This window comes from Pseudomonas neustonica (assembly GCF_003797945.1).
In the GTDB taxonomy this organism is placed as follows: Bacteria; Pseudomonadota; Gammaproteobacteria; order Pseudomonadales; family Pseudomonadaceae; genus Halopseudomonas; species Halopseudomonas neustonica.
This window is the reverse complement of sequence record NZ_RKKU01000046.1, coordinates 1-14,606: the sequence shown is the minus strand read 5'-3', so window position 1 is coordinate 14,606 and position 14,606 is coordinate 1. Positions and strand designations below refer to the sequence as shown.

At 55.7% G+C, this 14,606-nt stretch carries 11 protein-coding genes and 2 tRNA genes; all 13 read right to left on the bottom strand.

Features of this window, described 5'->3' with window-relative positions:
- Positions 1-162: 162 nt before the first annotated feature.
- The 13 genes from EF096_RS19610 to EF096_RS19550 all read right to left on the bottom strand — a co-directional run bounded on the left by EF096_RS19610 (position 163) and on the right by EF096_RS19550 (position 14,354).
- A complete protein-coding gene (locus EF096_RS19610; protein ID WP_123891434.1) occupies positions 163-1,299 on the bottom strand; it encodes a sodium ion-translocating decarboxylase subunit beta in 1,137 nt (378 codons plus the stop codon).
- Between the two features lie 10 nt (positions 1,300-1,309).
- Entirely contained in the window at positions 1,310-3,085 is a 1,776-nt protein-coding gene (gene oadA, locus EF096_RS19605) for a sodium-extruding oxaloacetate decarboxylase subunit alpha (RefSeq protein WP_123891433.1), read from the bottom strand.
- A gap of 48 nt (positions 3,086-3,133) precedes the next feature.
- Positions 3,134-3,391, bottom strand: coding sequence for an OadG family protein (locus tag EF096_RS19600; RefSeq protein ID WP_123891432.1), 258 nt, complete (start codon positions 3,389-3,391; stop codon positions 3,134-3,136).
- Between the two features lie 185 nt (positions 3,392-3,576).
- On the bottom strand, positions 3,577-5,016 hold the full coding sequence (gene mgtE, locus EF096_RS19595) for a magnesium transporter (protein WP_123891431.1): 1,440 nt from the start codon (positions 5,014-5,016) through the stop codon (positions 3,577-3,579).
- 172 nt (positions 5,017-5,188) lie between these two features.
- Positions 5,189-5,265: transfer RNA gene (locus tag EF096_RS19590), tRNA-Arg, on the bottom strand.
- A gap of 97 nt (positions 5,266-5,362) precedes the next feature.
- A tRNA-Ser gene (locus EF096_RS19585) sits at positions 5,363-5,453 on the bottom strand.
- A gap of 60 nt (positions 5,454-5,513) precedes the next feature.
- Complete coding sequence (csrA, locus tag EF096_RS19580; protein WP_083724804.1) at positions 5,514-5,699, bottom strand: carbon storage regulator CsrA; 186 nt, start codon at positions 5,697-5,699, stop codon at positions 5,514-5,516.
- 152 nt (positions 5,700-5,851) lie between these two features.
- Complete coding sequence (locus EF096_RS19575; protein ID WP_123891430.1) at positions 5,852-7,087, bottom strand: aspartate kinase; 1,236 nt, start codon at positions 7,085-7,087, stop codon at positions 5,852-5,854.
- Positions 7,088-7,194: 107 nt separating this feature from the next.
- Complete coding sequence (gene alaS / locus EF096_RS19570; RefSeq protein ID WP_123891429.1) at positions 7,195-9,816, bottom strand: alanine--tRNA ligase; 2,622 nt, start codon at positions 9,814-9,816, stop codon at positions 7,195-7,197.
- A gap of 207 nt (positions 9,817-10,023) precedes the next feature.
- Positions 10,024-11,034, bottom strand: coding sequence for an arginine N-succinyltransferase (gene astA / locus EF096_RS19565; protein ID WP_123891428.1), 1,011 nt, complete (start codon positions 11,032-11,034; stop codon positions 10,024-10,026).
- Position 11,035: 1 nt separating this feature from the next.
- Complete coding sequence (locus EF096_RS19560; RefSeq protein WP_123891427.1) at positions 11,036-12,055, bottom strand: arginine N-succinyltransferase; 1,020 nt, start codon at positions 12,053-12,055, stop codon at positions 11,036-11,038.
- A 17-nt stretch (positions 12,056-12,072) separates the two neighbouring features.
- A complete protein-coding gene (locus EF096_RS19555; RefSeq protein ID WP_123891426.1) occupies positions 12,073-13,287 on the bottom strand; it encodes an aspartate aminotransferase family protein in 1,215 nt (404 codons plus the stop codon).
- A 74-nt stretch (positions 13,288-13,361) separates the two neighbouring features.
- Positions 13,362-14,354, bottom strand: a complete 993-nt coding sequence (locus tag EF096_RS19550) for a GlxA family transcriptional regulator (protein WP_123891425.1) — start codon at positions 14,352-14,354, stop codon at positions 13,362-13,364.
- Positions 14,355-14,606 lie beyond the last annotated feature (252 nt).

Here is a 14,606-nt window from a genome sequence, read left to right as displayed (position 1 = left end):
GCTTCCTCCAGATTCGCAGTCACCCGCGACACCCTTGCCTCTGGCTAACACTTCCCCTTGCCGGGCGTGTAGAGGACTTTCACCTCCAAGTGAGTGCGCCCTGCCGGGCGCACCATAAAAAAACCCGCTCAATGAGCGGGTTTTTTACGTCTGGCAACCGACTTAACCAACAAAGTTCAGCAGAACACCAGCGGCAACCGCCGAGCCGATTACACCCGCAAGGTTTGGACCCATCGCGTGCATCAGCAGGAAGTTGTGCGGATTGGTTTCCAGGCCGACCTTATTGGATACCCTTGCCGCCATTGGCACCGCAGAAACACCGGCAGAACCGATCAGCGGGTTGATCGGTGTTTTGCTGAACAGGTTCAGCAACTTCGCCATCAAGACACCCGCGGCTGTGCCTGCGCAGAAGGCCAGCATACCCAACACCAGAATACCCAGGGTTTTGATCTGCAGAAAAGACTCAGCAGATAGCTTGGAGCCAACAGCCAGACCCAAACCTATGGTGACGATATTGATCAGCGCGTTACGCGTAGTGTCAGCCAAACGCTCAACCACACCCGATTCACGCATCAAGTTGCCGAAGCAGAGCATACCTACCAATGGTGCAGCGTCAGGCAACAGCAATGCGACCAGCATCAGCAGCAACAACGGGAAAATGATTTTCTCGGTTTTGCTAACCACGCGCAGCTGAGTCATGACAATGCCACGCTCCTTCTGCGACGTCAGAGCGCGCATGATCGGCGGCTGCAGCAACGGCACCAACGCCATGTAGGAGTAGGCAGCAACGGCAATCGGCCCCAGTAGGTCCGGCGCCAATTTCGCGGTCACAAAGATCGAGGTCGGTCCGTCCGCACCACCAATGATGGCGATGGAAGCGGCCTCTTTCATCGAGAACTCGAATCCGGGGATGCCGGCAGAGGTCAACGCCAATGCGCCCAGCAGCGTGCCAAAGATACCGAACTGCGCAGCGGCACCCAGCAACAGCGTACGCGGGTTCGCCAGCATGGGACCGAAATCGGTCATCGCGCCTACACCCATGAAGATCAGCAGCGGGAAGACGCTGGTCGGCAAGCCGACTTCATAGATAAGGTGCAGAATACCGCTGCCTTGCGCCATGTTGGCCACGGGCAGGTTGGCCAGAATACCGCCGAAGCCGATCGGGATCAGCAGCAGTGGCTCGAAACCCTTGCGAATAGCCAGGTAGATCAGACCAAAACAGACAATAATCATGACGGCCTGTCCCCAGACCATGTGATAGATGCCTGTGGTCTGCCACAGTTGGAGGAGCTTATCCATTAAGTCCCCCTTAACCTATGGTCAGCAAGGTATCGCCGACCGCAACCGCGTCGCCAACCTTGATATCAATGGAAGTAACCGTGCCGCCGCGCAGCGCACGTACTTCGGTTTCCATCTTCATCGCTTCGAGGATCATCACGACCTCACCTTCGTCAATTTCGTCACCGACATTGACCAGCACTTTGAAGATGTTACCCGAGAGTGGCGCACCCTGTGGCTCGCCGTCACCTACCGGAGCAGCTGCAGCAGCGGGAGCGGCGCTCTCGCCAATGGGCTTGATACCGGAGATATCGCCGCCATCAGTAACCTGCACTACATATTCTTTACCGTTAACACTGACGGTGTAAGCCTCAGGGCCCGCACCCTTGGCAGCCGCAGGCAGCTCGTTACCAGTCGGTACCGGCTCAAATGCATCCGGATTGCCACGGTTTTCCAGGAACTTGAGACCAATCTGTGGAAACAAGGCATAAGTCAGGACATCGTCGATTGCATCGTCCGCAAGCTTAATGCCTTTTTCACTAGCCAGGCCCTTCAGCTCAGCAGTCAGCTTATCCATCTCTGGCTCAAGCAGGTCCGCAGGGCGACAGGTAATTGCCTCGGCACCATCCAGCACGCGTGCTTGCAACTCAGCATTGAACGGCGCTGGTGCAGAGCCATACTCGCCTTTCAGAATGCCAGCGGTTTCTTTGGTGATCGATTTATAGCGCTCACCCGTCAGTACGTTGATAACTGCCTGAGTACCGACAATCTGGGAGGTCGGAGTAACCAGCGGGATAAAACCAAGATCCTCGCGAACGCGTGGAATCTCAGCCAGAACATCGTCAAACTTGTCGCTGGCACCCTGCTCTTTCAACTGGTTTTCCATGTTAGTCAGCATGCCGCCCGGCACCTGCGCAACCAGGATGCGCGAGTCAACGCCCTTCAGGTTGCCTTCAAACTTGGCGTACTTCTTCCGCACTTCACGGAAATAGGCGGCGACCTCTTCCAGCAGCTCCAGGTTCAAACCGGTATCACGCTCGCTGTTCTGGAAGATTGCCACAACAGATTCGGTCGGTGAGTGACCGTAGGTCATGGACATGGAGGAAATCGCAGAGTCGACGTTATCGATACCCGCTTCTGCTGCCTTCATGATTGCCGCAGTCGACAGACCAGCTGTTGCGTGACACTGCATGTGCACCGGAATGCTTAGCGTGCTCTTGAGCTGGGTAACCAGATCGAACGCCACATAAGGGTTCAGGATGCCGGCCATATCCTTGATCGCGATGGAGTCAGCGCCCATGTCTTCGATCTGCTTGGCCAAGTCGACCCACATCTGCAGGGTGTGCACCGGGCTGGTGGTGTAGGAGATGGTGCCCTGGGCATGTTTGCCCTGCGCCTTGACGGCCTTAAGCGCGGTTTCCAGGTTACGCGGATCGTTCATCGCATCAAACACGCGGAACACATCAACGCCGTTAACGGCAGCGCGCTCAACAAACTTCTCTACGACGTCATCAGCATAGTGGCGATAACCCAGCAAGTTCTGACCACGCAGCAACATCTGCTGGCGGGTATTCGGCATCGCTTGCTTCAGCGCACGAATGCGCTCCCATGGATCTTCGCCAAGATAGCGAATGCAGGAATCAAAAGTCGCCCCGCCCCAGGATTCGACAGACCAGAAACCAACCTGATCAAGCTTGCCGGCAATCGGCAGCATGTCGTCAAGTCGCATACGGGTAGCCAGAATGGATTGATGCGCATCACGCAGGATCACATCGGTAATGCCCAAGGGCTTTTTAGTATCGGTCATAGTGTTATGGCCTTTATGATTTTAATGGTGAAAACCGCGAAAGAGGTGTCAGGAACTGCGACGCGAACGATGCTGCTTGATAGCAGCGCCAATGGCGGCGACAACATCCGGGTCAACACTGGCAGGGGCAGCGCTGGACTTACGCGCAGGCTTCTTTGGCGCGGGCAGCGCCTCGGGGAAAAAACGCGACAAGATGACAGACATGATGCTGGTGCAAGTAACCAGCAGAATCAGAAACCCAAAGACTGATCCCATTCCAAGGAACATCAGTTCCACGCCTTCGGCAACCATATTGGTCGGTTCCATTTTATCTCCTGCAGCTCAGGGCATGGGGTAAAGCCATGCTGCTTATAGTTGGAAAAATACAGTGGGTGCTAGCACATCTGGACCACAGTTAAGCGGCCCTCCCACACGGAAAAACGGCTTAATGTATCCTGATGTGACATTTTTGGCAATCAACGCGACACCGCAAGCCTGCACCTGCGAGCCGATCAAAGAAGGAAGATAGTGGCCAACCCGAGGAAGATAAAGAAGCCTCCGCTGTCGGTTATAGCGGTAATCAGCACACTTGAACCGAGTGCCGGGTCACCACCCAGGCGCAGTCGAATCAAGGGTATGAATACTCCCATACAGGCCGCCAGCAGCATATTCAGCGTCATTGCGGACATCAACACGACCGCCAGCGGCAGACTGCCGTATAAAACCATGGCTATGCCAGCCAACACTGCACCCCAGAAAAAACCATTGATCAGCGCAACGCTGGCTTCCTTGCGCAACAGGCGCTTGCCGTGCGCTACCTGCACCTGCCCCGTCGCCACACCACGAACAATCATGGTAATGGTCTGGTTGCCCGAGTTACCGCCAATACCGGCAACAATAGGCATTAATGCCGCCAGAGCAACCAGTTGCTCAATCGAATGTTCGAACAGACCAATAACCCGCGAGGCAATTAACGCAGTACACAGATTGAGCGCCAACCAGGCCCAGCGGTTACGTACCGACTTCCAGACCGAGGCAAAGATATCTTCCTCTTCACGCAGACCCGCCGCGCTCAGCACCTCAGCCTCACTCTCTTCACGAATGTAGTCGACCATCTCGTCAATGGTCAGACGGCCGCACAGGCGGCCACGCGCATCAACCACTGGGGCAGATACCAGGTCGTAGCGCTCAAACGCCTGAGCGGCCTCACCCGCATCGTCTTGCGGATCAAAAACGACCGGATCCTCCACCATGACGTCAACAACCACATCATCAGGCGAACCGACCAATAGCTTCTTGATTGGCAATACGCCCTTGAGCAGGCCATCGGTATCTACCACAAAGAGTTTATCGGTATGGTCTGGCAGGGCATCAAAGCGACGCAGATAACGACTGACCACCTCCAGACTGACATCATCACGGATGGTGATCATATCGAAGTCCATCAGCGCACCGACCTGATCATCGTCGTACGACAACGCCGACTTCAGGCGATCGCGCTGCTGGGCATCCAGCGTATCCATAAGCTCACGCACAACATCGCGCGGCAGGTCGGGCGCAAGATCTGCCAGCTCATCCGCATCAAGGGTATTGGCTGCAGCCAGGATCTCGTCGCTATCCATATCGGCGATCAGCGTTTCGCGCACCGCATCGGACACTTCGAGCAGAATCTCACCATCGCGCTCGACCTTGACCAACTGCCATACGGCAAGGCGTTCAGATAGCGGGAGAGATTCGAGAATATAGGCGACGTCGGCGGGATGCAGCTCGTCCAGCTTGCGCTGAAGCTTTACCAGGTTTTGCTGATGCACCAAGTGCTCAACCAGCTCCTGCTGAGGACCTTCCTGCTTGTGTACCAGGTCTTCGACCAGACGTTGCCGACTAAGGAGCTCCTGCACCTGATCCAGTCGGTCCTGCAGGCTTTCTGGAGACTTTCTATTGAGGTCCGGCATAGCAGCATTCCTAGCAGGCCCGAAGCACGGGATTCAGCACAAGCGGATCAAGCAGATCAAGCAGATCACACCAATGAGATTGCGCTTCAGCCTAGCAGGCTTTGCCGTCGCGCTCAGCTGTACTTTTGTGACAGCAAAAAAAAACCCACTGAATTCAGTGGGTTTTTCTGTTTGGTGCACTCGGGAGGATTCGAACCTCCGACCGCTCGGTTCGTAGCCGAGTACTCTATCCAGCTGAGCTACGAGTGCATTATGGGTGCGAATTATAGGCTGTTTTTTCATCCTGTCAAACATTTTTTTCTTTAGATTTCAGAAACTAACGTTTGACAACCTACAAACCACAAAGTGGCGGAGAGGGCGGGATTCGAACCCGCGATACCCTTTTGAGATATACTCCCTTAGCAGGGGAGCGCCTTCAGCCACTCGGCCACCTCTCCGTAACACGCGCAGAATATTAACTGCGCGCTTTTCTTATTGCAAGGAAAAACCTAATAAAATTAGTTATTTGGTTCTTCATCTTTTTCTTTCTGGATCCGTTGGTAAATTTCTTCACGGTGTACAGCCACTTCTTTCGGGGCATTCACGCCGATTCGGACCTGGTTGCCCTTGACACCCAGAACGGTCACGGTCACTTCATCACCTACCATCAGGGTCTCACCAACCCGTCGAGTGAGTATCAGCATTCCTTTTCTCCTTGCTCATGATCAGGACACAACAGTCTGCAAAAAACCGGCTTGGTGCCTCCAGCCCCCTGAGGGGTCACAGGCGGACACGGCAGCCAGAGACCGTGCCCTTGCAAGCAGACCGTCGCCGGCCTGCAGGAATTCAATATGATTCAGGCCTGTTGCACAGGCTCCGCATCCAGACCAAAGGCGGTATGCAGAGAGCGCACAGCCAGCTCCAGATACTTCTCGGCAATCACGACCGACACTTTGATTTCGGACGTTGAGATCATCTGAATATTGATACTGTCTTTGGCCAACGCCTCAAACATATTACTGGCGACGCCTGCATGCGAGCGCATGCCGACGCCGACAATGGATACTTTGGCAATCTTGTCATCAGCAGCGACTTCGCGCGCACCAATGCTGACAGCCGTTTCCTTGAGAATAGCCTCAGCCTTGCGGAAGTCATTACGGTGCACCGTGAAGGTGAAATCGGTGGTGTTATCCTGCGATACGTTCTGCACGATCATATCGACTTCAATGTTGGCAGCACTCACCGGACCGAGAATCTTAAATGCCACACCGGGGGTATCAGGCACACCACGAATTGTCAGCTTGGCTTCATCGCGATTGAATGCAATACCGGAGATAACGGGTTGTTCCATCGACACATTTTCCTCAAGGGTAATAAGAGTACCGGGGCCTTCTTTAAAACTGTGCAGCACCCGCAGGGGTACGTTGTACTTGCCAGCGAACTCAACAGCACGAATCTGCAACACCTTAGATCCCAAGCTGGCCATTTCAAGCATTTCCTCGAAGGTAATCTTGTCCAGGCGCCGGGCGCTCTCTACGACACGCGGGTCTGTGGTATAGACACCATCCACATCAGTATAGATCTGGCACTCGTCAGCTTTCAGCGCAGCGGCCAGAGCGACACCCGTCGTATCGGAGCCACCACGACCCAAGGTGGTAATAGCACCGGCTTCGTCCACGCCCTGGAATCCAGCCACAATAACAACTCGTCCAGCAGCCAGCTCACTACGCAGACGCTCGTCGTCAATCTGCTGTATACGTGCTTTGCCGTGGGCGCTATCGGTAACAATACGCACCTGCGAACCGGTAAAGGACACTGCTGGCACGCCAGTCGCCTTCAGCGCCATAGCCAGCAAGCCAATAGTCACCTGCTCACCCGTTGAAACAATGACATCCATCTCACGCGCATCCGGCTCGGCTTGAATCTGCCTTGCCAATTCGATCAAACGGTTGGTTTCGCCACTCATAGCAGAGACCACTACCACCAGATCATGCCCGTTTGACTTGAAGCCTTTGATTTTCTCGGCGACCTGCTGAATACGCTCCACGCTACCAACCGAGGTACCACCAAACTTCTGGACAATAAGCGCCATGTTATTACGTCAATCCTTACCCAGAGATCGGCTTGCCGACCGTTGCCTGGCACCTCGATCGGGTGCCGCCCTTGGTTTTGCTAAATCACTTTTTGCTGCTAAGGGTATTACTGCTGGCCAACCCAGTTCAGCGCATCAAGTAGCGCCTGATCCAGTGCTGCAACATCAGTACCACCACCCTGCGCCATATCCGGGCGGCCACCACCCTTACCACCCACCGCTTGCGCGGTATTGCGGATCCAGTCGCCAGCCTTTACCTGACCAGACAGGTCTTTCGTCACGCCAGCCACCAGCACCACTTTTCCGTCAGCTTCGCCGCCCAACAAAATTGCAGCAGAGCCGAGCTTGTTCTTCAATTGGTCAACCAGAACCATCAACCCTTTGCCGTCCATACCATCTACGCGTTTGACCAGCACGGTGCGCTCGCCCACTTTTTGAGCTTCAGCAGCCATATCGCTACCGGCAGCACTCGCCGCCTTGGCCTTGAGCTGATCCACGTCTTTTTCCAGCTGGCGGGTTCGTTCAACCAATGCAGACAATTTGTCGATCAAGGTATCCCGACTGCCCTTCACTACCTGAGCAGCTTCACGCAACCGCTCTTCGGTTTGCGCAACGAACTCCAATGCCGCTTGACCGGTAACGGCTTCTATACGCCGCACACCTGAGGCAATGCCACTTTCAGCGACGATTTTAAACAGGCCAATATCGCCTGTGCGCCGAACGTGGATCCCACCACAAAGCTCAACAGAGAAGCCGCCACCCATGGTCAATACGCGAACTTCGTCACCGTATTTTTCCCCAAACAAGGCCATGGCGCCTTTCTCTTTGGCGTGCTCTATGTCTGTGACTTCAATATCGACAGTAGAGTTCTGTCTAATTTGGTCATTCACCAGATTTTCCAGCTCACGCAACTGCTCAGGCTTGATCGCCTCGTAATGGCTAAAGTCAAAACGCAAACGCTGACTGTCCACCAACGAACCTTTTTGCTGCACATGATCACCCAACACCTGGCGCAAAGACGCATGTAACAGGTGTGTTGCCGAATGGTTCAGGGCGGTGGCCTGGCGAACGCCGGCATCAACCCGAGCCTGCAATTCGGCACCGTTGTTGATCGCGCCTTGCAGCACTTTACCGTGGTGCAGGTGCGCATGACCGGCCTTGGTGGTATCAGTCACTTCAAAGCGCACGCCATTGGCATCGAGGTAACCGGTGTCGCCGACTTGCCCGCCAGATTCAGCATAAAAAGGCGTTTGATCCAGGATCACTACGCCGCGATCGCCTTCACGTAACTGATCGACGACCTGACCATCGCAATACAAACCGATGACCGTGCCCTCACCACTGGTAGCCGCATAGCCCTGGAACAGGGTCTCGGCATCAACCTTGACCAGGCTGTTGTAGTCCAGACCAAACTGACTAGCCGAACGGGCACGCTCACGCTGGGCTTCCATCGCCGCCTCAAAGCCAGCTTCATCAATCGTCAGCTCACGTTCGCGGGCAATATCGCCGGTCAAATCAACCGGGAAGCCATAGGTGTCATACAGTTTGAAGACGACGTCTCCCGGAATCTCGGTACCTTTCAGCTGCGCCAGATCCTGCTCGAGAATTTTCAGCCCCTGATCCAGCGTCTTGGCAAACTGCTCTTCCTCGGTTTTCAGCACGCGCTCGATATGCGCTTGCTGCGTGCGCAACTCGGCAAAGGCATCGCCCATTTCCACTGCCAGTGCGGCGACAATCTTGTGGAAGAATAAACCCTGTGCACCCAACTTGTTGCCATGTCGGCAGGCGCGACGAATGATGCGCCGAAGCACATAACCACGACCTTCATTGGAGGGCAGCACACCATCAGCAATCAGAAAGCTACAAGAGCGAATATGATCTGCGACTACCTTCAGAGAGGCCGCATTATCCTGCTCGCAGCCAATTGCCTGCGCGGATGCCGCAAGCAGGCTCTGAAACAAATCAATTTCATAGTTGGAATGTACATGCTGGAGGACTGCGCTGATGCGCTCTAGCCCCATCCCCGTATCAACACTCGGCGCTGGCAGTGGATGCATCACACCATCGGCGGTGCGGTTGAACTGCATGAAGACGTTGTTCCAGATTTCGATATAGCGGTCGCCGTCCTCTTCCGGGCTGCCCGGAGGCCCGCCCCAAATGTCAGGACCATGATCAAAAAAGATTTCACTGCAAGGACCACAGGGACCGGTATCACCCATCGCCCAGAAATTATCGGAGGCATAGGGCGCACCCTTATTGTCACCGATACGCACCATGCGCTCAGCTGGCACGCCCACTTCCTTGGTCCATATATCGTAGGCTTCGTCATCGCTGGCGTAGACGGTCACCCAGAGTTTCTCCTGCGGCAGACCCAGCCACTGACTGGAGGTTAAAAACTCCCAGGCGAAATTGATCGCATCACGCTTGAAGTAATCGCCAAAGCTGAAATTACCCAGCATTTCAAAGAAGGTATGGTGACGCGCGGTGTAACCCACATTCTCCAGGTCGTTGTGCTTGCCGCCGGCACGCACACACTTCTGGCTGCTGGTCGCACGCGTGTAGGCGCGCTTGTCCAAACCGAGGAAGCAGTCCTTGAACTGATTCATACCGGCGTTGGTAAACAGCAGCGTTGGATCATTCGCTGGAATCAGCGAACTGGAGGCGACGCGACTATGTCCCTTTTCTTCAAAGAAACGGAGGAAGGCTTCACGGATTTCTGCGCTTTTCATAAGTCCCTTACCACAAACTGGTCAGCCTGCTGCAGGTCGATGGGCATATCACGGTCTGCGCCGTGTAGGGGAAAATTACCCGGAGAGCTACTGCAGCGAGGCAAAGAGCCGCATTATATAGGCATCAGCCTATACGATGCATTATCTCTACGGTTGATATTGTCTATAGCCAGCATAGACAGAGAGTACTGGCGGCCAAGGCGACACTTATCCTTGCAGCGCCACCGCCCTTACCGGCGTACCGGCACGCAACCTCAGCAACTCTGCCGAGGCCGAAGAAACAACCAGGGTACCCGCGGCAATGCGTGCAGGCGCTGCGATCATCCGACAGCTTTCACGTGTACGGTTGTAGATAAGGTGGGTAGCAGCATCATCGCCGGGCGTGCCAACCGATAGCAGCAGGTTACGACTATCTCGAATAGCCCGCACCTGGCTGCGCTGCGCCTCAAGCGTGGCACCACCATCAAAGATATCGATATATCCCTGGTAGCACATCCCCTCCTCCTCAAGCACCGCCCGCCCGGCTTCCGAATCAGGATGTACCTGCCCAATCGCCTCGCGCGCTGCATCGCTGAGAAAACAGGCGTACAGCGGAAACTTGGGCATCATTTCCGCAATAAATGCCTTGTTCCCGATACCCGTCAGGTAGTCGGCACGCGCAAAGTCCATACGAAAGAAGTGTTGACCCAGGCTATCCCAGAACGGCGAGCGCCCGGCGCTATCGGAAAGGCCGCGCATCTCGACAATGACGCGCGATGAAAAATCCTGCGGACAGTCCGCCATAAACATAAAACGGGCTTTGGATAATAGACGGGCGTTATCACCCTGTCGCGCATTGGCATCAAGAAAATAGGAGCACAGCGCGGTTGCCCCGGTCAGGTCATTGACCAAAAACAGCGTTGGTTGCTGGCGATAGATATCCAACCCGCGACTGGCCGCCACCGTCAGCCCCATACGATAGCTGTACCAGGGCTCACGCATACCCGCCGCACCGAGCATACCGCTGGTACCGACTAATCGCCCCTTCTCGTCTTCGAGCACAAACAAGTAGTCGGCATCTGCCTGCGGCGCCTCGCCACGAAAGCTCTGCTCAACTGATTGCAGACGCGCGACCAGGCGATCTTCGCTGGCCGGCAGGCTAGTCAAACCTGAGCCCGCGCTGGCGGCCAAGGCCAACAGCGCCTCTATGTCCTGCATTCCGGCAGCGCGAACCAGCATATTAGAATCCCCTTACTAGGCGCACGTGATCGCCTTCGGCAACACACAACTGATCGGCTGTCGCCTGATCCAGCACCAACGGCTGACCCGGCAACCAGGTGAGCTGCAAGGCACAGGCACGAAAATCACAGACACGCGTATTGGCAACCAGCCACAAGCTGTCGCCGGCTACCGGTAAACCTATCTGCACCTTTGCCAAGGCACTGTTGCGCACCGTGTTGAGCAGTGCTGTCTTGGCATGCACCACCGGCCCGCCGTCAAAAATATCAACATAGTTGTCGGTCTCGAACCCTTCATCCATCAGAATGTCGAATACGTCCTGCACCGATGGATTGACCTGACCAATAACCTCCTGCGCCTCATCCGACAACATCGGCACATAAATCGGATAGCCCGGCATCAGCTCGGCCAGAAAACTGCGGCCGCGCTCGCTGCCGATGCGTTCAGCTTCGCCATAGCTGACGGCGAAGAAGTGACGCCCCACCGCATCCCAGAAAGGTGCATTGCCATCGGCGTCGCTCACACCCACTATCTCGACCGAGGTGGACTCGGCAAACCGTTGCGGGTGGCTAGCCATAAACAGCAGACGCCCCCGCGCAGTCAATTGCATCGCAGCGGGCTCAGACTGGGTATCGGCAAGATGAAAACCCGCCAGCAAACTATGCCCGGTCAGGTCGTGGCACAGCGACAGAACGTGAATACGGTTGTGCAGCCCGAGCTCACGCGAAGCGTGCACGAACATTTCATTGCGGAAGGTATAAAAAGGCGCACGAAAACCGGAGGCCGCAATAATGCCGCTACAGCCAACCAGGTCGCCACTGACAGTATCTTCCAATACGAAAAAGTAACGCTCCTCTCCCGTAAAGGTAACCTCCTCCGCCATCGATGCCTGAGAAGCAGTGAGGATATCTGCCAGGCGCTCGCGATTGGCCGGCAATGAGGTGACGCCGACCGGACTGGCCGCAGCCAGCCGCTCAATCTGCGATAAATCGCTCGACTTCCCCAATCGCAGCATCAACATCGTGCGCCCTCCGTGTCCTAGGCAACCAGCCGTTGCAAGGCTGTTTGTAGCCGTTGCATACCTTCGGCAATATCCGCCTCTTCAATAATCAAACTGGGTGCCAGCCGCACTACATCTGGACCAGCCTGCAAAACCAGCAGACCTTCTTCCTGTGCCAACACCTGGATATCCTTGGCTTTGCCGCGCCATTGCTCAGCCATAACGGCGCCCAATAACAAGCCACGGCCTCGCACCGAGGAAAACACCCCGAATTCTGTGGCCATCTTCTCTAGCGCACTCACGATCAGTTGATGACGATGCCGAACACCATCGAGCACCTCTGGTGTATTCACTACGTCCAGCACACGACCAGCCACCGCGCACGCAAGCGGATTGCCGCCATAAGTACTGCCATGCGTGCCTACCGCAAAATGCTCAGCAACTGCAGCCGTGGTCAACATGGCAGAAATCGGAAAGCCGCCACCCAGGCTCTTGGCACTGGTCAGAATGTCCGGCACTACGCCGCTATCCATATAGGCAAACAGCTTGCCGGTGCGCCCCATGCCGCTCTGCACCTCATCAAATACCAGCAAGGCATTGTGCTTGTCGCAGAGTGCGCGCACTTGACGCAGGTACTCGTCACTGGCCGGAATCACACCGCCTTCACCCTGAATAGGCTCCAGCACAACGGCACAGGTTTGATCAGACATTGCCGCTTCCAGCGCTGCCACGTCCTGATAAGGAACATGGCTGATGCCGCCAAGCGCCGGGCCAAAGCCTTCAGAGTACTTGGGCTGACCACCGACACTAACGGTAAACAAGGAACGTCCATGAAAACTATTACTGCAGGCGATAATCTGGCTTTTATCTACCCCAAACTGATTATGCGCCCAGCGTCTGGCCAGCTTGAACGCCGCCTCATTGGCCTCAGCGCCGGAGTTGGCAAAAAACACCTTATCGGCAAAAGTGGCTGCAACCAGCTTGTCGGCCAAACGCAGTGCCGGCTCATTGGTCATAATGTTGGATACATGCCACAAGCGATTAGCCTGCTCAGTCAACGCTTCGACCATAGCAGGATGACAGTGCCCCAAAGCATTGACCGCAATACCACCAGCCAGGTCAACATATTCTCGGCCCTGCTGGTCCCACAGGCGCGAACCTGCGCCACGCACGGGCACCATGTTCACTGGCGCATAATTGGGCACCATAACCCGATCAAAATCAGACCGACCGACTTCTGCTGACACTGTCATCTCCTTCTCTGTATTGGCACGTCAAAACTGACGCGCACTCTATCAATGTGGCATCCGACAAACGCTGCCGGGTGTCAGGAATCTTTGGCTACGCCATCGGCGGCTTGCTGAGCACGACGCTGATTGCGATCTTCTCGCGGTGTTACACCGAAACAGTTGCGGTAAGCACTGGAAAAATGCGGACCGGAGGAGAAGCCGCAGGACAAGCCAATCTGAATAATCGACTTACTGGTCTGCAGCAGCATCTGACGCGCCCGGTTCAGCCGCAACTCAAGGTAATACTGCGAGGGTACGCTGTTGAGGTACTGCTTGAAAATGCGCTCAAGCTGACGCCGTGAAACACAGACGTGACGAGCGATCTCATCGGTCGTCAACGGCTCTTCAATATTCGACTCCATCAGGATAACCGCTTGCGTCAGCTTCGGATGACTACTACCCAGCCGGTTACGCAGCGGCATTCTCTGGCGCTCACCACCATCGCGAATACGCTCCACTACCAGGTCTTCGGCCACCAGTGCCGCCAAATCCTGACCCTGTTCCTGGGCCAGCAAGGTAAGAAACAAATCAGTTGTCGCCTGACCGCCGCTGCTGGAGCCAAGATTATCGCTTAACTCGAACAGGTGCGTTGTTGCCTCAACGCCGGGAAAGCGCTCACGAAACTCATCCAGCATCCGCCAATGTACCGAGCAACGATGCTGATCCAGCAACCCGGCAAAGGCTAACCCAGCCACACCGGCCTCCAGACCACCCAACAATACTCCGGCGGCAAGCGCCTGTTGCAAATATGCCACCAGTTCCTGCGGCAAAGCGTCAGCGGCGGGTAACTGATCCGCCACCAGCCAAAGCTGCGCCAAACCGGCAGCACACTGCTGCCAGGGAGCCGCAACCAGACTGAGACCGTCACTGGCTTGCAGTGCTTGCTCATCAAGGGTGTAGGTTTCTGGCGCGTAACGCCGCTGCTCTGCCATGCGATTGGCTGAGAGCAATACCGACAATGCCGGCATCACAGCGCCCGGATGCGTACCGGGCAGCAACAGAAAGCCAACGCGACGAATGTCAGTCGCCATGGGGGAGCCTGGTGATGTACTGATAACCGCGCATTGAGCCGCTGCAATCTCGTCCTGTCATAATCCTTGCATTGTGCCACAAGGCAAACCGGCTGGCATCGACCAAAGACAGCAAAAACGACACAATCGAGTAGGGAGCGGGATTACTCCCGCCGCCCTCTCACACCACCGTACGTGCGGTTCCGCATACGGCGGTTCATGACTGACACTGAAGGCGCCGCTGGGTATCCAGCAGCGAGATCAATCCCAAGG

What these genes read in the sequence shown, in the direction of transcription:
- EF096_RS19610 (WP_123891434.1), bottom strand. Translation starts at nt 1,299, where the DNA reads ATGGATAAGCTCCTCCAACTGTGGCAGACCACAGGCATCTATCACATG.
- oadA (WP_123891433.1), bottom strand. Translation starts at nt 3,085, where the DNA reads ATGACCGATACTAAAAAGCCCTTGGGCATTACCGATGTGATCCTGCGT.
- EF096_RS19600 (WP_123891432.1), bottom strand. Translation starts at nt 3,391, where the DNA reads ATGGAACCGACCAATATGGTTGCCGAAGGCGTGGAACTGATGTTCCTT.
- mgtE (WP_123891431.1), bottom strand. Translation starts at nt 5,016, where the DNA reads ATGCCGGACCTCAATAGAAAGTCTCCAGAAAGCCTGCAGGACCGACTG.
- csrA (WP_083724804.1), bottom strand. Translation starts at nt 5,699, where the DNA reads ATGCTGATACTCACTCGACGGGTTGGTGAGACCCTGATGGTAGGTGAT.
- EF096_RS19575 (WP_123891430.1), bottom strand. Translation starts at nt 7,087, where the DNA reads ATGGCGCTTATTGTCCAGAAGTTTGGTGGTACCTCGGTTGGTAGCGTG.
- alaS (WP_123891429.1), bottom strand. Translation starts at nt 9,816, where the DNA reads ATGAAAAGCGCAGAAATCCGTGAAGCCTTCCTCCGTTTCTTTGAAGAA.
- astA (WP_123891428.1), bottom strand. Translation starts at nt 11,034, where the DNA reads ATGCTGGTTCGCGCTGCCGGAATGCAGGACATAGAGGCGCTGTTGGCC.
- EF096_RS19560 (WP_123891427.1), bottom strand. Translation starts at nt 12,055, where the DNA reads ATGTTGATGCTGCGATTGGGGAAGTCGAGCGATTTATCGCAGATTGAG.
- EF096_RS19555 (WP_123891426.1), bottom strand. Translation starts at nt 13,287, where the DNA reads ATGACAGTGTCAGCAGAAGTCGGTCGGTCTGATTTTGATCGGGTTATG.
- EF096_RS19550 (WP_123891425.1), bottom strand. Translation starts at nt 14,354, where the DNA reads ATGGCGACTGACATTCGTCGCGTTGGCTTTCTGTTGCTGCCCGGTACG.